The 18,502-nt window shown below is 36.7% G+C and carries 25 protein-coding genes; 17 read left to right on the top strand and 8 right to left on the bottom strand.

What is annotated here, in order from left to right; genetic code table 11:
* Positions 1-339: 339 nt before the first annotated feature.
* The gene (locus tag OK414_RS18480; RefSeq protein WP_016764987.1) at positions 340-552 is read right to left on the bottom strand and encodes a cold-shock protein; all 213 of its coding nucleotides are present in this window, start codon (positions 550-552) and stop codon (positions 340-342) included.
* A 232-nt stretch (positions 553-784) separates the two neighbouring features.
* On the opposite strand from OK414_RS18480, the gene OK414_RS18475 reads away from it, so the two are divergent.
* From OK414_RS18475 to OK414_RS18460, 4 genes are all read left to right on the top strand, one after another.
* Positions 785-1,654, top strand: a complete 870-nt coding sequence (locus OK414_RS18475; protein ID WP_016764986.1) for an STAS domain-containing protein — start codon at positions 785-787, stop codon at positions 1,652-1,654.
* A gap of 377 nt (positions 1,655-2,031) precedes the next feature.
* Positions 2,032-3,186, top strand: a complete 1,155-nt coding sequence (locus tag OK414_RS18470; RefSeq protein ID WP_016764985.1) for a ParM/StbA family protein — start codon at positions 2,032-2,034, stop codon at positions 3,184-3,186.
* Between the two features lie 16 nt (positions 3,187-3,202).
* The gene (locus OK414_RS18465; RefSeq protein WP_016764984.1) at positions 3,203-3,910 is read left to right on the top strand and encodes a hypothetical protein; all 708 of its coding nucleotides are present in this window, start codon (positions 3,203-3,205) and stop codon (positions 3,908-3,910) included.
* 185 nt (positions 3,911-4,095) lie between these two features.
* Positions 4,096-4,251 (top strand): hypothetical protein, encoded by a 156-nt coding sequence (locus OK414_RS18460; RefSeq protein WP_162488940.1) that lies wholly within the window; start codon positions 4,096-4,098, stop codon positions 4,249-4,251.
* 535 nt (positions 4,252-4,786) lie between these two features.
* Here the strand turns inward: OK414_RS18460 and OK414_RS18455 are convergent.
* Positions 4,787-5,314: a cupin domain-containing protein gene (locus OK414_RS18455; protein ID WP_016764982.1), complete on the bottom strand. Its 528-nt coding sequence runs from the start codon at positions 5,312-5,314 to the stop codon at positions 4,787-4,789.
* 276 nt (positions 5,315-5,590) lie between these two features.
* Here OK414_RS18455 and OK414_RS18450 point away from each other — a divergent pair, with 276 nt between their 5' ends.
* The 3 genes from OK414_RS18450 to OK414_RS18440 all read left to right on the top strand — a co-directional run bounded on the left by OK414_RS18450 (position 5,591) and on the right by OK414_RS18440 (position 6,836).
* Positions 5,591-5,779 (top strand): hypothetical protein, encoded by a 189-nt coding sequence (locus OK414_RS18450; protein WP_013058178.1) that lies wholly within the window; start codon positions 5,591-5,593, stop codon positions 5,777-5,779.
* Positions 5,780-6,021: 242 nt separating this feature from the next.
* Positions 6,022-6,198 (top strand): aspartyl-phosphate phosphatase Spo0E family protein, encoded by a 177-nt coding sequence (locus tag OK414_RS18445; RefSeq protein ID WP_016764981.1) that lies wholly within the window; start codon positions 6,022-6,024, stop codon positions 6,196-6,198.
* 248 nt (positions 6,199-6,446) lie between these two features.
* A complete protein-coding gene (locus tag OK414_RS18440; protein WP_016764980.1) occupies positions 6,447-6,836 on the top strand; it encodes a MerR family transcriptional regulator in 390 nt (129 codons plus the stop codon).
* Positions 6,837-6,913: 77 nt separating this feature from the next.
* Here OK414_RS18440 and OK414_RS18435 read toward each other — a convergent pair whose 3' ends face one another.
* Positions 6,914-7,969, bottom strand: coding sequence for an NAD(P)-dependent alcohol dehydrogenase (locus OK414_RS18435; protein WP_263045329.1), 1,056 nt, complete (start codon positions 7,967-7,969; stop codon positions 6,914-6,916).
* Between the two features lie 155 nt (positions 7,970-8,124).
* Entirely contained in the window at positions 8,125-8,385 is a 261-nt protein-coding gene (locus tag OK414_RS18430; protein WP_016766547.1) for an HPr family phosphocarrier protein, read from the bottom strand.
* Between the two features lie 267 nt (positions 8,386-8,652).
* Here OK414_RS18430 and OK414_RS18425 point away from each other — a divergent pair, with 267 nt between their 5' ends.
* Positions 8,653-9,384: a nucleotidyltransferase domain-containing protein gene (locus OK414_RS18425; protein WP_263045328.1), complete on the top strand. Its 732-nt coding sequence runs from the start codon at positions 8,653-8,655 to the stop codon at positions 9,382-9,384.
* Between the two features lie 75 nt (positions 9,385-9,459).
* Here the strand turns inward: OK414_RS18425 and OK414_RS18420 are convergent, their stop codons facing one another.
* Positions 9,460-10,203, bottom strand: coding sequence for an SDR family NAD(P)-dependent oxidoreductase (locus OK414_RS18420; RefSeq protein ID WP_263045327.1), 744 nt, complete (start codon positions 10,201-10,203; stop codon positions 9,460-9,462).
* A gap of 117 nt (positions 10,204-10,320) precedes the next feature.
* Between OK414_RS18420 and OK414_RS18415 the strand changes: the two genes are divergently transcribed.
* Positions 10,321-11,163, top strand: coding sequence for a LysR family transcriptional regulator (locus OK414_RS18415; protein WP_263045326.1), 843 nt, complete (start codon positions 10,321-10,323; stop codon positions 11,161-11,163).
* Between the two features lie 189 nt (positions 11,164-11,352).
* On the top strand, positions 11,353-11,772 hold the full coding sequence (locus OK414_RS18410; RefSeq protein WP_263045325.1) for a GNAT family N-acetyltransferase: 420 nt from the start codon (positions 11,353-11,355) through the stop codon (positions 11,770-11,772).
* Between the two features lie 158 nt (positions 11,773-11,930).
* On the opposite strand, the gene OK414_RS18405 is transcribed toward OK414_RS18410, so the two are convergent.
* From OK414_RS18405 to OK414_RS18395, 3 genes are read right to left on the bottom strand one after another with little or no spacing between them, the layout of a single operon-like run.
* Positions 11,931-12,149 (bottom strand): helix-turn-helix domain-containing protein, encoded by a 219-nt coding sequence (locus OK414_RS18405; protein WP_013058154.1) that lies wholly within the window; start codon positions 12,147-12,149, stop codon positions 11,931-11,933.
* A 10-nt stretch (positions 12,150-12,159) separates the two neighbouring features.
* Positions 12,160-12,639, bottom strand: a complete 480-nt coding sequence (locus OK414_RS18400) for a DUF2975 domain-containing protein (RefSeq protein ID WP_221788122.1) — start codon at positions 12,637-12,639, stop codon at positions 12,160-12,162.
* 29 nt (positions 12,640-12,668) lie between these two features.
* Positions 12,669-13,151 (bottom strand): DUF2975 domain-containing protein, encoded by a 483-nt coding sequence (locus tag OK414_RS18395; RefSeq protein ID WP_263045324.1) that lies wholly within the window; start codon positions 13,149-13,151, stop codon positions 12,669-12,671.
* A gap of 567 nt (positions 13,152-13,718) precedes the next feature.
* On the opposite strand from OK414_RS18395, the gene OK414_RS18390 reads away from it, so the two are divergent.
* The 7 genes from OK414_RS18390 (at position 13,719) to OK414_RS18360 (ending at position 18,495) form a co-directional block, all read left to right on the top strand.
* On the top strand, positions 13,719-14,030 hold the full coding sequence (locus OK414_RS18390; RefSeq protein ID WP_263045323.1) for a hypothetical protein: 312 nt from the start codon (positions 13,719-13,721) through the stop codon (positions 14,028-14,030).
* Positions 14,031-14,179: 149 nt separating this feature from the next.
* Entirely contained in the window at positions 14,180-14,707 is a 528-nt protein-coding gene (locus tag OK414_RS18385; RefSeq protein WP_016766555.1) for an RNA polymerase sigma factor, read from the top strand.
* Positions 14,691-15,767, top strand: coding sequence for a DUF4030 domain-containing protein (locus OK414_RS18380; RefSeq protein ID WP_263045322.1), 1,077 nt, complete (start codon positions 14,691-14,693; stop codon positions 15,765-15,767). The genes OK414_RS18385 and OK414_RS18380 overlap by 17 nt, the downstream gene beginning before the upstream one ends.
* A gap of 67 nt (positions 15,768-15,834) precedes the next feature.
* Positions 15,835-16,098, top strand: coding sequence for a YesK family protein (locus OK414_RS18375; protein WP_263045321.1), 264 nt, complete (start codon positions 15,835-15,837; stop codon positions 16,096-16,098).
* Positions 16,099-16,161: 63 nt separating this feature from the next.
* The gene (locus tag OK414_RS18370; protein ID WP_047931400.1) at positions 16,162-16,887 is read left to right on the top strand and encodes an ABC transporter ATP-binding protein; all 726 of its coding nucleotides are present in this window, start codon (positions 16,162-16,164) and stop codon (positions 16,885-16,887) included.
* Positions 16,884-17,711, top strand: coding sequence for an ABC transporter permease (locus OK414_RS18365; RefSeq protein ID WP_263045320.1), 828 nt, complete (start codon positions 16,884-16,886; stop codon positions 17,709-17,711). Before OK414_RS18370 ends, OK414_RS18365 begins: the two co-directional genes overlap by 4 nt.
* Before the next feature lie 13 nt (positions 17,712-17,724).
* Positions 17,725-18,495, top strand: coding sequence for an ABC transporter permease (locus OK414_RS18360; RefSeq protein ID WP_051975577.1), 771 nt, complete (start codon positions 17,725-17,727; stop codon positions 18,493-18,495).
* Positions 18,496-18,502: the final 7 nt, after the last annotated feature.

Genomic DNA, 18,502 nt, shown 5'->3' with positions numbered 1-18,502 from the left:
TGATTCTTGATAGAGAATCAAACGCGTTCGGATTTTTTTATTGTTTTGATGAAGGTAGGTTTCATATATGCAGGGGCTTCTAAGTGCTGAATGGAGGGCAAGGCTCATCGGCCGCCAGCAAAAAAATTAACAGCGTTGGAACAAGTGATTCATACTAGCGGCTTTATCCCATTTGTTCGTTTTTAGATTGGATGGATTTAGTTATGCCTCAATTTGAATGTAGAATTAGTTGCATCATATAAAAAAAACCTCGTTCGAACAAAAGTCGAAGAGGGGTTTTTATTCGAAGAGTATTTGATTCGACAGTCTACCCATAGCCTGTATGTAAATGTCACTCTATCAGTCAACTGGGTGTACTTTTATAGCGCTGGGTCCTTTGGCTCCTTCTTGGATTTCAAACTCTACTTTTTGTCCTTCTGCCAGGTTTTTATATTCCTCACGGTCAATCGCATTGGAGTGAACGAACACTTCTTTTGATCCGTCTTCAGGTGTGATAAATCCAGATCCTTTTGATTCGTTGAATGATTTAACGGTTCCTTTATGTTTGCTCATTGAAAAAGCCCCCTTATAAGTATAGAAATAAATTCATAGTAGTTTTTTACCCAAACGCTGAAATTTTAATCATTTTATGGTAGGTATACCGATTAGAAGAATAGGGGTAAAAGTAAACAGGGAGAGCCTAACAATTTTTTTATTTCGGTTATATTTTTATATTGTATGTGATATAACTATTGTTATAAAATGTAATCGTTAATTCTGCTAACTAAAGGAGATAAAGAAAAAAATGAGGGATGAGTTGTTATATATAGGGAAGAAAATTATCGATAATAAACAGGAATTAGCGATACAATTTTCTGATCTGATGGACTCTGAATATAAGCGGAAGCTGGTTTACCACGAAGAAAGCGAAGTTTTAAAATGGAGAGCAGAACTCATTGAGTATTTAGGCGAGTCGTTATTCGAGGAGCGCTCGGTCGTTTTAAAGAAAATCGTTCAGTGGGGTACAGATATAGGAAAAGTGGCTGTGGAAAACGGACTTTCTTTGAGTCAAACGTTAAAATCACTTGCGCTGTTTCGAACAGTGATATGGGGTGTTTTTACAGAAGAGCTGCAGCAGAAGCAGTTTGCTCCTATTACGATGCTTGATGTAAGTAAAAAAATTGATCCGATGCTTGATGAGCTTAATCATATATTTGTCGAAATCTACGAAGAACATAATACGGACACCATAAAACACGCTTATGCAGCGCTAGAAGAATTATCAGTTCCCATCGTTCCTCTTTCTGAAGGAATCGCTGTGATGCCAATCGTTGGACAAATTGATACGCATCGTTCGCAGCTTATTATGGAAACGGCTTTAGAAAAAAGCGCTCAGCTGCAGCTGAGTTATTTAATATTTGATATTTCAGGTGTTCTTATCGTCGATACGATGGTAGCGAACAATATTTTTCAAATTGTAAAAGCCTTACAGCTTATCGGCACTAAAACGATGATTACCGGAATACGTCCGGAAATCGCGCAAACCGTTGTGGATTTAGGCGTCGATTTTGGAACAATTAAAACAAGAGCGACGTTAGAAAAAGGTCTTGAAGAAATAGGCTTTAGCAAACTGCCAGAAAATTCACAAAGAAAAAAAGACAAATGGCGTTATTAATAAATAAAAAAGCCCAGAGGCTGAGAAAAATATTTTAGTTGATGTTAAATCCGAACTATTAATCTGATTGATGGTTCGGGTTTTTTGTTGCTAGGATGAACGTAGGTTTCATGTATGTGGCTGCTTCTAGCTGTTGATTGAATGGTTGATATTGCAAAAAAATAAGGGAAAGTCACAGCGTCACATGTTACATTCCTTGTAAAAATGGGTACTGGTAAAAAGAAGCATTCCAAGTGCTTTTCAATTACATTAGCCGTCTAAAATTAATTAATTGTGAATTTAGAATAACATAAATTATTTAAATACTTAGACAAACAAATGAGGAAAATATATACTTATTAGTGTTGTCACGAAAAGATAAAGGGGGAGAAACAAGGATGGATATCAAACGTCAAAACGTTGATTTTGGTAACTCAATTTTTCAAACGCTAGTGGATGGTTATTACTATGAAATTCCTACAAACGTAGTAGAAATCACAAAAGATCAGGCAGAGGGTCATTTTCCTTCAAGTGTAAATGAACCGGAATTACTTCTTCAAAATTTACTGATTTCTACAACAATCGAAGGAGTAGAAAAGTATTATTTAGTAGGAGACGCAGCAGAGAAACACGTGCTAGGCAATATCCATATTAATAAGTTACATAATAAAACTGAATCTGATATTCCTTATGTGATGTTTTTAGCTTCAGTTGCTTATTACAACATACTTAAAGGAAAAGACAAAGAGAATAATCATGTGACGATTAATTATTTCTCGACTATGCTTCCGATTTGGCTGCTTAAGAAAACAAATAAATTCAGTGAAATGCAGCAGAAGATGGCCGAACGTTTTCAAGGAGAGCACACGGTTACCGTCTTGACTCCTGGGTTAGAAAAAACGCTCACTGTGAACATTGAAACGAGCAAATGCCGTATTGAAAGTGAAGTGGCTCGCTGGGCGATCAAAAAAGATTTTGAATTACAAGATAGAGAAGAAGCAAATGCATTCAAACATTTTGAAACGCTAATTGTAGATTTGGGCGGAGGCACGGTTGACCTTGCGCTTCTTCCTGCGGGACTTCAAGCTCCTAAAAGCAGAAATTCGCTGAAGTGTCTTACGGATATTTCATATTTGAAGCATATTGAAAAGCTAAGAAATGAAAAACTGCTTGAGTATTTTGATGATGTTCGTTCATTAGAAGAGTTTATTATTGCCAATATCCATAAAGCAAAAATGGAGCAAAGAGACGGCAATAGCGGGAAAAAAGTAGATCTCACGGAGCCTATTCACGCTTCGCTTAGAGAATACACGCAAATTTTATTAACGAAAGTTGAAAATCTATTTCCATCGCCAAAAGATAAAGTCTATAAATATATTTATATTGGAGGACTGGCTCCTATCCTTCAACAGTTTATTGCAGAGCAGATTGATAACATGTACGGGGAAGAAATCAGAGAAGAAAATCATCTTTTCTTGCCGGAGACGCGCAAATTAAATTTATACGGTCTTGAAATTTTAAGCAGACATGAAACAAACGCAGTTCACGTTTAAAAAGGGGGGAGCATATATGAGTCATCAAAACACGCGCCTTAAGGAAGCACTAGATGATTGGTACGGTCAGTTAAGCTCCCAAATGGCTGCACCATTTTATTTACTATCAAATGCGTTTCTGACTGCTGGCAATCTATCAGCAGATATGATAGGAGCAAGACAAAAGACCGTAAGTAATAGAGATGAACGTGCAAATTTCACAATTGACACTGCTGACATTCCGTCAGAAGTGTCTTCATTTCTGAAAGAAAAACAGCAGGCAAACGAGCTGCAGGACTATGTAGTAAGACTCATACAGCAAGACTTGCAAAAAATGAGCAAAGAAAATGAAGTGGAGACGTTAGTTCATTCACTTCGAAAAGAGCTGTTGGGCGAAATTGACTTACTAAAAAAAGAAATGAATTCACGTCTTGCTGCAAATCGTGAGGAGTATGAGGCCTCGCAGGCAAAGGAACTTCAGGATTATGTAGCGAAGCTTGTGGAACAAAACGGGCAGAAAGACAGCCGGGAAGAAGATTTTCACTCGTTAATTCATTCATTAAGAACCGAGCTGTTAGGCGAAATTCATTTGCTTAAAAAAGAGCTTGGCTCTGCGTCAGCTCCTTCCTATAAACAGCTGAAACCCGTTAAAAATGAGGAAGAAGAAACATTTAAAGAAGGTCAATTAATTAAAAGTGAAAAAGTGACCGGAACCATTCAAGAAGATATCGATGTAGATTTCTAAACAGAAAGTAGAGGTGTAATATGCCTCTACTTTTATTATTTTTCTATTAAACATGAGGCAGGGGCAAAAGTGTTTTTGCTAAAGGAAGATCCGAACGAGTTTGATTCTTGATCGTGAATCCAACTTGTTCGGCTTTTTATTGGTATGCTGAATGTAGGTTTCATGTGTTTAAATGCTTCTAGCTGTTGATTGGAGGGCAAGGCGAAGACTCCTGCGGGAAAAGCGGAACAGGTGAGACCCCGCAGGAGCGCAAGCGACGAGGAGGCTCATCGACCGCCCGCGGAAAGCGAAGCCTTGCACGGAAATTAACAGCGGTCCAATGTAAAAGCTTTAGCGTATAAATCATAAAGCTCTTTTGTTTCTTTTTAGCATTTTTCGGACATATAAGCAAAGATCGAATGTAACAATGGTGAAGATACTGCACTTTATCATAAACCAAAATAGTGATTCGTTTATGCCAAATCCGCCAATCGAAGCTTTTAGTTCATTTAGCTGCCTGAGAATTAAATTTATGTCGTTTTCATAAGCCACAGTAAAAGATTTAATCACAAGCATGGTCATAATGACTGCTTCTACAGATATATATAATTTTTCTTGCTAGTTTAAGAGAAGGATTTACGTTTGATTTGGGAATTTTATAAAAAAATTTCATTGTCTGTTTGCCTTTCAGTTATTTTAAGCGGTTTAAAAAGATTAGTTTATTCTATAATTCTTTCCGTGGCTACAAAATCCTTTATGTATAGCAAGTTTAAAAAAAGCCCGCTAGAAAAGGTCATACACCGATTTTCTAGCGAGCTTTTTTAGTCAACATCCATCTATTCACTTAGTATTGATCCTGAACAAGCGTTCCAATCCTGCATAACGCTCTGCTTATCTTTAATGTTCTTCAGCCAGAGCGTTTGCTTTTGTCACATGAACCGTACCAAATGGGTGGTTTGGGGGAGCGTATATGGAGTAAAGCTTTAGCGGAGTGGTACCCGTATTGGTGACATCATGCCACGTTCCGGCAGGGATAAATATCGCATCATCATCGTAGACTTTTCGTTTAAAGGTTAGATTGTTTTTACTTTTGCCCATTTGAACAACGCCTTGCCCTTGTTCAATGCGCAGGAATTGATCAACGTTAGGGTGGATTTCTAAGCCGATATCTTCACCGGGCTTAAGACTCATTAGCGTCACTTGTAAATGTGTTCCCGTCCATAAAGCAGTGCGGTACGTATTGTTTTGCTTTGACGCTTCATTAATGTTAATAACAAACGGCCTTGGTCCGTAGTCCTTTAATTTACCGTTTCTTTGCTGAAACTGTTCGCTGGTGTGATAGTGATTCGGCACATAATAACTATATGGCTGCCAGCCGTAATACACTGGGGTCTGCCACTGATGATAATAAGGTGTATAGTGCATACTCATTCTCCTTTTCTCGTTTAATTTTTCTTTTCATCCTATGCTTTTGTCAAAACGGTTGATACCATTTGCCTTTTTGTCTGTGGTCTTTATCCACTTATTTTTTGCTGAAATCATGTGATTAATGATTTATCTGAGCCTTTCGACTGTTTTGCGGTAGTTAAAAAATACTTTCATCACTTTAATACGATAATTCATTAAAAAAATATATCGTATGAAAACGTTTTATTTGATATAATTTTAGGAGATGAAAATTATTTTAAAGGGTGAGGTTCATTGAAAGAAAAAAAACTTCAAGAATTAACTGAACATCTTAATAATTTATTCAACAATTTAATTCATGGATCTATCACAGAAGGTGAATTTAATGAGCTGTCCGAAGAGCTTTACAGAAAGCAGACGAGGCTGCGCTATGAGATAGAGTGTGAGAAAGGTTCGTATTATAGAGAATATTTTAGAGGCTAAGGCTTTGTATTAGACTGCTTTATAAGAAATAAGAAAAGGCCTCCTAAATGGAGGCCTTTTCTTAACTTCTAACAGAAAGTGGAGTGATACTTTCTATTTCAATAAGTATATTAGTATATTGACTTTATAAAAAATAAAACTGTTGAAGCTATAAAACTCGCTATTCACCCCCAAAAACCTGTATGATAGGTTTAAGATTACCGCATATGAGATATATGTATAGTAAAAAGGGGTGATGAGCTGTGAAGTGGTATAAAGGAGTTGTCATGCAAGTCTTAATGACAGAAATCGAAACAGCAAGAGAGCATATGGTTATGTTAGGACTTACAGAAGGTTTTACAAGCCGTAATACAGTTCGAATCAGTCAAACCCTTGATTATTTATTAAATGAACTAAGTAAAGTGCTGGCCGCAGATTAATCGTATTTTATATAAAAATGAAAAGAGCTGCTGACTTCACGGCAGCTCTTTATAAGTTGCCTTAACGTTTACTTTAATGTTTATGATACTATTTATACAGTTACCTTGTAGCAAAGAAAATAGCGGAATTTATTATATATATCGTATAGTAGAAATCTAAAAGATGAGTTGAAAGCACCCTTGGAAAGGGAAGCTTAGATACATAAAGCAAACGCCGTACTAAGAATGGCGATGGAGGGTATAGTGGAATGGAATATCATATTAAAGAGACCGCTGCAAAGGTAGGGCTGCCTACGCATACGCTTCGATACTACGAACAGCAAGGGCTTTTACCTTTTATAAAAAGAGATGAAAACGGAAATCGTATTTTTAGCGAGTCTGATATCGAGTGGCTGGAATTTATTATTTGCTTACGAAAAACGGATATTGCCCTTTTAGAATTACGTAAAATTGTTGAATTAACACAAGAAGGCGATGATACAATCGGTTTGCGCAAGCAGATATTTGAAAAGCATAGAGAGAAAATGATGGAAAAACAAAGAGAGCTGGACGCGGCTTTTAGAAAAGTGGAAACGAAAATTGATTACTATGATAAATTAGAACAAAAGTATCAGGAAGAACTTTCATCTAAAGCCTAATTTATCGTTTGTTTTTCTTATTTTATGAAGACATAAAGCGGGTAGCTAATTCAATTAGCTGCCCGCTTTTTTAAAACTTACAGTGTAGAAATGTCAATAACAAATCGATAGCGAACATCGCTGCGAAGAACGCGCTCGTACGCTTCGTCTACTTGATTTGCATCGATGACTTCAATCATAGGAGCAATGCCGTGTTCAGCCGCAAAATCAAGCATTTCTTGTGTTTCACGAATGCCGCCTACAAGTGAACCGGCAATGCTGCGACGTCCCATGATAAGTGAGAATACGCTGTACTGATCTGGGTTAGCCGGTGCGCCAACGTTAACAAGCGTTCCATCTACGCGAAGTAATGATAAATATTGATCCACGTTCAGGTTAGCCGATACTGTGTTTAAGATAAGGTCAAAGCGACCAGCTAATTCAGTAAATGTTGTCTCATCACTTGTTGCAAAATAATGATCTGCGCCAAAGCTTAGAGCTTCTTCTTTTTTATTGTTAGAACGACTCAATACCGTCACTTCAGCACCCATTGCATGTGCAAATTGAATCGCTACATGTCCAAGACCGCCCATTCCCACGATCGCCACTTTTTTGCCAGGACCGGCATTCCAGTGCTTTAACGGAGAAAATGTTGTAATCCCTGCACATAGAAGCGGACTTGCTGCATCCATACTTAACTTATCAGGAATACGAACAACGAATCCTTCTTTTACGACGATTTTTTGGCTGTAGCCCCCGTATGTACGGTTTCCGTCATAATCCAATGAATTATACGTTTGAACAACGCCTTTTGTACAGTATTGCTCATCACCGTTTACACAGTACTCGCACTCTCCGCAAGAGTCAACGAAACATCCAACGCCAACGCGATCGCCAACCTTGTATTTTGTTACGTTTTGTCCAACCGCTTCAACTACTCCTGCGATTTCATGACCAGGAACCATCGGGAACATTCCGCCGCCCCACTCATCAAATGCACTATGAATATCAGAGTGACAGATACCGCTAAACTTAATATCAATTAAAACGTCGTCTGCTCGCAGTTCTCTGCGTTCAATTGTCGTGTTCTCGAATTTTGCCTTTGCATGCGGCGCACTTAAAACACGTGATGTTGTTGTATGTTGATTACACATAAGTAAAAACACAATCCTTTCGTCATTTGATGTATTTAAAAGTACAACACTAGCTTAAACGTTAAAGTCGACTTTAAAGCAAGAGTTTTTTTAAAAAATTTTGCTTTCTATGATTTTATGAAAAAAAGGAGAGTAAGGAATAGTGTAGCAGCTTTTTATCTATGTTTAGTTAAAAGAAATTCTTCAAGGGTGCGAGCGGCGGCGTGTTCATCCACTCCATTTGTCAGCAGTGTTATTTCATCTCCTTTTTTAACAGCTAAAGCCATGACCTTCATGATGCTTTTTCCACTTACACATTTTCTATCTTTTGTAATAAAAATGTCACTTTGAAACGAACAAGCTTCACGTGCAAATAAAGCTGTATGTCTAGCTTGAAGTCCTCCAGAAAGCTGCACCGTCATTCTTTTAATCAGCATTGTATTTCCCCTTTTTTGTAGTTTAAAAACTATAAAACTAGCTTAATCGTTGAAGTTAACTTTAAGGCAAGAAGTAATTTAGATAAAACAGTCATTTATGAATGTATGGAGAGCAGCAATCGTTTCTACTAGTCATTTAAATGATGGTAACTAAAAGAAAATACAGTATACATTTTAAGGAAGATTAAATAAATACGAACTTCTTTTTAAAGGAATTTCCACGTTCTAACCAGAAAAATAATATACATTGTTTTCTGGAGGAATATGATGAAAGAGCTAAAAAGGTTAGAACCGCTGCAAGCAGCTACACAATTCATTTTTAAGCATTATCCTAACTGTCAAGGGGCATTACTCGCCGGGAGCGTGGTGAGAGGAGAAGCTACACATACGTCCGACCTTGATCTTGTTATTTTTGATGATAGTCTTATTTCTTCTTTTAGGGAGTCACTCATTGAATGTGGATGGGCAATTGAAGTTTTTGCTCATAATCTGACTTCATACCAAGCCTTTTTTAAAAGTGACTGTAAGAGGGCTAGACCGTCACTGCCGAGAATGATTTCCGAGGGAATTATTTTAGTGGATAAAGGAGTGGTGCAGTCTATAAAAAAAGAAGCTGCACAATTACTAGAAAAAGGCCCGGAAAAATGGTCAGAAGAGACGATTAAACTAAAAAGATATTTTATAAGCGATGCCTTAGATGATTTAATCTGTTCTTTAAATACAGGTGAATCACTTTTTATTGCCAACACGCTTGCTTACATAACGCACGAATTTGTGTTAAGAACAAACGGTCATTGGATTGGGGATTCTAAATGGATTGTACGGTCTTTGAATAACTATAATGAAGGCTTTAGTAAAGAGTTTGTGGAGGCATTCGAAATCTTTTATAAAACAGGGAGTAAAGATAAAGTGATTCAACTAGTTGATAAAGTGTTAAAACCCTACGGAGGCAGGCTGTTTCAAGGGTTTTCACTGGGGAAAGAGGGATCCAATCACTAGCATAGTACTTGTTATAACCCCGCTACTATTTCTTGCTAGTAGCGGGGTTTATTTTTTAGAAATATTCGCATATGCTTAAAGCGTTTGCCCATTATCAATCGTAAATACTTGGCCCGTCACAGACTCTTGCTTTAACTGAAACAGAATAGCATCTGCGATATCTTCAGGAGAAGAAATGCGCTGAAGAGGTAAATTGCCTGCAAGCTGATACATTTTATCTTCGTTGCCAGCCCACCACCTTGTGTCGACTGCACCAGGAGAGATGCAGTTTACTCGAATATGTGGTGCTAAGGCAATGGCTAACGACTTAGTCATCGTATGAATTGCTGCTTTTGTTGCTGCATAGGGAATAGACGAGCCGATTCCAGTTGTACCGGCGACACTTCCTACATTAACAATCGCCCCTGACTTTTGCTTTTTCATATGTGGAACGGCTGCTTTTACACAGTGAAACATGCCTTTTACGTTTACATCATATAAAGAGTCCCATACGTCATCCGTTGCAGACTCTAAGTCATTCATGGAGATTTGAGCTGTAATACTAGCATTATTCACTAATCCATCTAACCGTCCGAATTGTGTAACCGTTTGATGAATCATTTCATTCACTTCATGCTCGTTGGCTACATTCGCTCGAAAAGCAAAAGCCATACTTCCTTTTTCTGAGATTTCTTCCACAACTTTTTTAGCTTCTTTTTCTGAGTTGCTGTAGTTTATCACAAGTTTTGCGCCCATGTCAGCTAACTTTAAAGCCGTTGCTTTGCCTATACCAGTGCCGCCGCCCGTAATAATAAATACTTTATTTTTAAAATCGATCATTTCTATAAACCTTCCTTTCCCTTAACATCTTTTATTATATCTTCGATGGAAAAAAGGATATAATAGGTAATACTAAGAGAGGTATCATTTAAAATGATATCAGCGGAGGAATTAAAATTGGAAAGCCAAGACTTACGAATTTTCAAATGTGTGGCAGAAGCAAAGTCACTATCAAGAGCTGCAGAGGTATTAGGATACGTGCAGCCGCATATCAGCCAGCGGATTAAAAATCTAGAGGAAGAATTAGACACCAAATTATTGATACGTACAAATCGAGGAGTTACGTTAACAAACGAAGGGGAAGCTTTGTTTGACTACGCCCAGCGTATTTTACGTTTAATGGAGGAAGCTAAAGCAGAAGTTAATCCGAATAAGTTTAGAAAATCTTTAATCATTGGTGCGTCGCAGACAGTTTCTGCTACTAAAGTTCCTTTTTTGTTCTCGTCTTTTTTGAAAGAACATCGGGATATTGAGGTTAAAATAAAAACAGATAGGAAACACGCCTTACCGGAAATGCTTTCGTACGGGGAAATTGATGGACTTTTTCTTAGCGGTACCTATAACGAGGCTCAGTTTGAAAGAGTTTATCGCTATGCAGAAAAAATGGTGCTTATCTCATCTCTATATGAAGCTAGAGAAGAAAAAGACCAACCAACGCTGCTCATCAATAGTGATGCGAACTGCATCTATAGAAACAGACTATTAGCGTTTTCAAAAGAACATCATATACATAAAGCCAGCATCATGGAGTTTGATTCATTAGAAGCTATTTTACAAGGCGTCCGCGATGGACTAGGTATAAGTGTAGTCCCGGCTAGCGTAGTAAATTCTCGTGGTGATATAAAAAGCATTCAATATCAAGAGCTTCCAGAAGACGTTCATATTGATTTTGTAGTAAAGAAAGGGAAGCAGCGCTCACAAAGTCTTAAGAAATTTATTCATTTTTTAGGGAGTCTATAAATCGAGTATTTATTTTAGGTTCAAATCGTATATGATTTGAACTTTTATTTTTGTCTACATTTATATATTGAATATATGTTTTTATACCCTTAATACTCGTTATGATTTGAAAGATAAATGAATGATCACCAAGGACTTTTGTTTTTGAAAACAGAAATAGTTTATATAAAAATAAAAGGAGTAGATTCTATGAAGATTTCCTTTTCACATTCTATAGAAAACGTTGAGTGGTCGAGGATGAAAGAAATTTACCGCTCTGTCGGGTGGAAGAACCATGATGAAGAAAAAATCAAAAAAATATTTCAAGCAAGCAACGTAGTAGCGATTGCTTATGATGAAAATAAAATAACAGGGTTTGGCAGAGCTCTTTCCGACGGTGTGTTTAATGCTGCGATTTATGATGTTGTGATTGATAAGGAGTATCAAAACAAAGGAATTGGACAGCAAATTATAGAGAACCTGCTTGCTCAGCTTGACGATATTTCCTGCGTTCATCTTGTTTCCACAGCAGGAAATGAAGAGTTTTATAAAAAAACAGGGTTTCGTAAAATGAAAACCGGTATGGCTCGCTACTTAAATCTTTCTTTAGTGGAAGAATATTTGCAATGAGCTATGTCTAAGATTGTCACCCATATCAATATAATTCTCAATCGAGTTCTCTAATTAAAAAAAATCAATAAAAGCAGAGAAGGGACAGCAATTAAGCTGCCCCTTCATTTTAATTTCAATACCTAATCCTCATGATTGAAGAAATTTATGGTCTTTTATTATTGATTGTCTTCGTCGCTTTTGTACTCCAAAATATCGCCTGGCTGACAATCCAAAGTCTTACATATCGCTTCTAATGTTGAAAAACGAACCGCTTTTGCTTTCCCATTTTTCAGAATGGAAAGATTCGCCATAGTAATTCCAACCCTCTCTGAAAGCTCGGTTACGCTCATTTTTCGTTTTGCTAACATCACATCAATATTAATAATAATTGCCATATCCTCCACCTCAGACCGTTAAATCATTTTCTGATTTTATGTTAATCGCTTCTTGCAAAAGCCTTTGGAGAACAGCAGCAAAAACTGCGATAACCAACGAAGCAAAAGGAATGACCATTCCAACAAATATGAGACCTGGGGCATCGTCTTTATCTGCCACGAGATAATAGACGGGCAAACCTAAGACATGCAAACTACAGATAGAAAGGGCGCAGTATTTGATTCTCATTAAAATTCGAACAGACAATGCAGAGAAAGCAATGTTCTTGTCAATATAACTCAACAGTTTAAAAGCTTGATAAAGGGCGAAGTAAAAAGGTAATGTTCCTCCATATAAAAGGATGAAAATGATATATTCTATGGAATGAATACCTAAGAAATCCGCTACCGCATCTGCCAGTTCAGGAACCAGAAATATGCACAAAGCGAGAACCGGAATTCCAATGAGAATAACTGCTATCTTCAAAAATAATGTGGTTGCTATCTTCATAAAAAACACCTCTTCTATATTTTGAAATATTAATTGTTTTTTGGCTGTGAATCCATGACATTCTTTATAGGTTTTTGAAACACGTCCACAATGGCTGCGATGATACTTGTTGCCAAGATGCCCATTAGACCTAGAGATATTGGACCTGCTGCATCATCACCTGTGAATTGAGCATGCACCCTTAAATAAACTATTGCTAACAAAATAAAGAAAATGACAGTAAAAGTGCATTTTTTTATTATCTTCAAAGACTGAAGAGATAACTCAGAGAAAACATTATTCTTTTCGATATAGGTTAAAAGTTTAAAAGTTTGATACAACGCCACAGAAAACGTGATACATATTCCATATGTACATACCAAAAGTGGATATAACGAATAATCACCAGGACGCTCTACAGCATCTCTTCTGGCTGCTTCAGGCAACAAAAATATACATGCGGCAAGCACTGCAATTCCAATTAGAAAAATTATTACCTTTAAGAAAGTGGTAGAACCTCGTTTAACATTCATAAAAACACCTCACTTATTTAATGATAATAAGAATTTAACATATGATTTATCGTTTTGCAATAAAATATTATCGTTTTTTATTATACTATTATTGTTATTATTGAAATATGCTTTTAATTTTAAACAAAATAAAAAGCATTTCTCCATACAAAGAAATGCCCTTACTTTAGAAGGTTAAATTTACAACTTGTTCAACAAAACTTCCAAAATCAACAACGAAAGATATCAGAACCTACTTAAAATAAATAATATCTTTAAAACTAACTAAATAATTCACGGTTAAATTCAAATAATTATTTCCATATTCGAGAATTTTTATGCGAATTTCTGCTTGAATTTAAGGGGAAATAGCAAATATAGAAGTAATACCAAGCAAATAAAAAACGTGAATTCATGTGTCAATTCATACTAGAATGCATTATGAAAGTAAGTTTTGCCCTCCAGAAAAGAACCCGTTAATAAAAATCTATGTCCTTTTTTTTCTTTCTGATGTTGAGACTTTGTAATTTGTATATTTCAATTTAGTATTATATGGTATTATTTTCTTTAGTTAGGAGGATATTTGAAATGAGTGTTTCAAAAGAAAATAAGCCAATTTTATTAACGGTGATTTTGTTGGTGGCTGCGTTTGTAGTGTTTTTTGCAGATTGGATATTTCCATCAAATTCAATTTTTCCAAACAGAAGCGGAGATTTGACTATTGCACTGTGGCTGTTTTTTGCAATAGACCTTGGTTTTATTGTGGCATTAGTTTTAGGAGTCCGAACGAAGAAGCCGAGCGCTGTGTGGTTTAGCATTATCGCAAACAGCATCTTTATTGTGTTGCTTTCTGGCTTAATGTTTTTATTAGCAATTGCGAATGGGATTTCCGAGCCCTAAGCCTTTAGTTAACTAAAAATTTCATAGATTGTGATAGTAAAAGCTTTCTTAATTAGGAGAGCTTTTTTATTTTTGTAAATAAAAACCACAACTTTTTATTCTAGATTACGTCTAAGTAACGAATATTAGTTAAAAGGATGGTCAGAACATTGGAAAATACGAAAAAAGAAGAGATTGAGCGTTGGTATGACGAACACAGTAACGCCTTATTAAAATTTATTTTGATGCTCGTAAAAGATTATCAGCAAGCTGAAGATTTGACCCATGAAACATTTGTAAAAGCTTATCTTTCCTATGATTTATTTCAGCAAAACGCTAGTGAAAAGACGTGGTTATTTCGTATTGCCCATAATGTAACGATTGATTATTTTCGAAAACAAAAGCCTGCTAGTCTTTTAAAAGACTTTCTTCTTTCGAAAAAGGATCATGCTCGTTTACCTCAAGAAATGATTGAGCTTAAAGAAAGTTCTCTAGAACTGTATCAAGCGTTAGGAAAGCTCAAAGATTCACATCGTAAAGTTATTTTACTGCGCAAAGTTCAAGGTTTTTCGGTTAAAGATACAGCGACTATTTTAGGCTGGTCTGAAAGTAAAGTAAAATCAGCGCAGTTCAGGGCAATTCCTGCTTTAAGAAAGCAGTTAGTAAAGGATGGATACGTATATGAAGAAACCGTTTAATTTTTATATAGATGACAATTCGCTAGAAAAATTGAACGAGGAGTTGATTTGGAAACCAACAAGGAAGCAAAAACATAAACAAAGGCTTTTAGAAACCATTGATCAATTAGAATCTTCACCACCAAAGTCTAAAAGAAATTTATTTTCTATAAAACAAAATCATCTGGTAAGAAATATTGTATATTGTGGGATTGCCCTCTTTCTTTTGAGCGGTGCATTCATTAGTTCAGCTTTTGTTTCTCCAGCAATGGCCCAAGTGGCTGCTAAAATTCCTTACGTAGGACAGCTTTTTAAGCAAAAGCCTATAGCTGATGTATTATATCAAGAGCTTGAAAAAAAGGGATATAAAACAGCTAGCGTGGGGCAGACCTATTATGGAGGGAAAAAAGAATTAGTTGTATCAGTAGAAGGGTCGGAGAAGTATTTTAATAAGGTACGAGGAGACATAACTGATATTGCAACCAACATTTTGTCCAAAAGGCAATATGATGCCTATACGTTTAAAATTGAAAGAATGGAGCCGTATGTCTATACGGAACCGAATGCACAAGAGAAAAAAATTGAAAAGATTCAAACTGATATTTCTACAGAATTAGAGAAGCATCATTATGATTTTTTAATAGCTAACGTTAGTTTTAATTCTCCGCCAAGAGTAGAGCTGGAAATTCCTAATACAGAAAAGAGAGTAGAAGAAATAAAAGCCCTCATTCATGCTGTTCTGGCTGAAAATAAGGCAGAGAATGCTTTAATAAAAATAAAGAAAATAAATCTTAAGAAACGTGATCAAGATAATCGATGGGGAACTATTGTTACGGATATAGGCGAAGACTTATTAGGAAAAAAGAAATATCATGTCAAGATGGTAGGCTATTCTGTTCATCCCGAGCCAAAATTATTTATCTACACTTCATTAAACGTTTCCGAAGATAATAAGAAATTTGCCGATGAACTTAAAGGAATTATCGATGAATTTCTTGAAACAAAAGAAATGAAAAATAAAGTGAAAGATGATTCTTACACAGTTGTGATTTACGGAAAAGGGAATAAAAAACTAAACTAAACACAGCACTTAAATATTTCTCCATACATGCTCCTCAGTAACAGATATTTTGAAAGGTTGATAGACGATGATGATAGGCGGTCCTTTACTTATTGCACTGTTGCCAGGTGTACTTATACTCGTGTTAACTTGGCTATTCAGAAAAATGAAATGGAACAAAGTCGTTAGAATGGCTCCTTCAATTCTAACCGTTATTACTGCGGCTGTACTTTTTTATATTGGTTATGGAGAAGTAAGAGGCTTTGAAGGTGCGGGCTATTTGTTTTTATCCGTGTTTTTGCTTTTATTTGCGGTGGTATCCTATATCGTAGCTAAAAAACCTGTACAATAATTTTTATAAACTTTATAAATTCTTTATAAATCCCTCCTATACTACGTGTAGGGGGGATTTAAGATGAAAAATATCATTTTAGATGTAAAAAGCGTTTCGAAAAAGGTAAGACGCCGTCACTTAGTAAAAGAAGTATCGTTTCGAATTAATGAAGGGGAAATATGCGGGCTGTTAGGACCAAACGGAGCTGGTAAAACGACCTTAATTCGTTTATTGACGGGGTTAATTAAACCAACCGCAGGAGAAGTTTTTATTAATGACAAACATATTGTTTCACAAAGAAAAGAAGCGCTGCAAAGCGTTGGCGCAATTGTAGAGTCGCCCATCTTTTTTCCTTATATGACAGGAAAAGAAAACCTGACAAATTTAGCTCGCCTGCATTCATTTCACACAAAACAACAAAGGCAGCAAAGAGTAAAAGAAGTGCTTGATATCGTGGGATTAACCGGCAGAGAAAACGATAAAGTTCGAACGTATTCTCTTGGAATGAAGCAGAGGCTCGGAATTGCTCAAGCGCTCTTAGGTGACCCGGACCTGTTGATACTAGATGAGCCGGCCAACGGCTTAGATCCAATGGGCGTACGTGAACTGCGCGAGCTGCTTTTTACGTTAAAACGCGACTATAACAAAACGATTTTGATTTCTAGTCATTTGCTGGATGAATTACAGCGAGTATGTGATCAAATCGTTGTGATGAGAGAAGGAGAGCTAATATGGGCCGGCGCTCTGGACCAGTTAGCATCCGGTAAAAATCTGGAAGATGCGTTTGTAGAGCTGGTGTCACAATGAAGGAGCTGTTAGTAGCGGAGTGGGAAAGACTTTGGAAAAGAAAGGTGGCGTGGCTGACCTTTCTATTAGTGCCGGTGGTGCTGTTAGCTGCTTCATCTTATCTCCAAAAAGAAAACGGAGCACTCACAGTCGATTTACCACAGTATACGTTTGCGGGAAACTTTCCTGTACTGAGCTTAGCTGAAATGTTATTTACCGTTTTTAATGCCATGTTCTTAGTTTTTATTACGCTCGTTGTTACCGGCGAGTACCGGTCAGGACAGCTGCGAATGGTCATGATACGATCATATTCGTTTAAAGAAATCATTCTAGCAAAAGCCGCAGTGATTCTGCTGTTTAATTTACTGTTTTTTATTACGTATTTTTGTATGAGCTATGTGATAGGCTTTCTGATGTTTGAACATCCGCAAACCTACTTTGTGTTTTATCACAGTCATGCTTTCAACATAAAAGAAGCGCTAGTATATAATCTTTCATTCTATGGATATGCCTATTTAACGACTATTGCGATATGCTGTGTGCTGTTTTTTATCTCTGTTATCAGCAAAACGACCACTACGGCTGTTGGAATCGGTGTTGCTTTTATACTGATCTCGTTTTCGTACCCGACTTTATTAACAGGGTTTAGGCAGTGGATGAGTGAAGAGCTTTTTGGACAGCTGTTTTTTACTTCCGTACCGATGATTCAATGGCAGGGGATCACAGTCATGATGGCAGAAAAACCGCAGTTTGTAGGATGGAATTTCGGTGTGTTAGGTTTTTATGTTCTGTTTTTTAGCGGTTTAACGTATGTAGCTATTCGAAAAAAAGAATCATTTCTATAAAAGGAGAAAAGACATGATGACAGGACTTTTTATCAGTGAATTAGAGCGAACGTTTAAACGAAAGAAAACAGCGGCTGTATTAGCCGTGTACGCAGGGTTACTTGCTTTTATTTGGTTCTTTTTTCAAAGGGGAGGCATTTCGTTTTTTGATGCAGACCACGACGTGAAAATTGATTCTTTAAATTCAGCACCGCTGCTTCTTCGAGACCTATCCTTTGCGATTACGTTTATTGTCATTCCTATGTTTGTGGCAGATAGCTTCAACGGTGAGTACACGTCGGGAGCGCTGCGCATGGTACTAATTCGGCCGCACCATCGTGTGAAGCTATTTTTTGTAAAGTGGGCGGTTCAATGTTTACTAGTTTTTATTATTCTTTGTATTACGTGGTTAGTGGGTACATGCCTTGGAAGAATGGTTATGCCTCATGTAAATGAAACAACGTTTTTAGGAGGACAGACTTTAGGGACTGTTGGAGCGTTACTATATTCGCTGAAATTTTACGGCATTTGTTTTTGCATCTTTATAGCGGTTATTAGTATCGGGAGTATCCTGAGTGTTCTTATGCCTAATTCCATTTTATCTTACGTCGCAACTATTGGTGCTTTAATTGGAAGTGTGTATGTGTCAGATAAACTAAGCTTCTTTTTCTCCGTAACCGATTCTGTTTTTCATGAATTAAGCAGGCCAAACTCTGAATTTTTAGTGAACCTATTATTTCCAATTTTACTCATTAGCCTTATAATAAACCTATTCGTATGGAAAAAGAAAGAATGGGTAGGGTGAGCTGGAG

Origin of the sequence: Priestia sp. JV24, from assembly GCF_025910025.1 — a bacterium.
GTDB classification, from domain to species: Bacteria; Bacillota; Bacilli; order Bacillales; family Bacillaceae_H; genus Priestia; species Priestia megaterium.
Note: the sequence above shows the minus strand (reverse complement) of the source record. Positions and strands in the feature narration are given on the sequence as shown.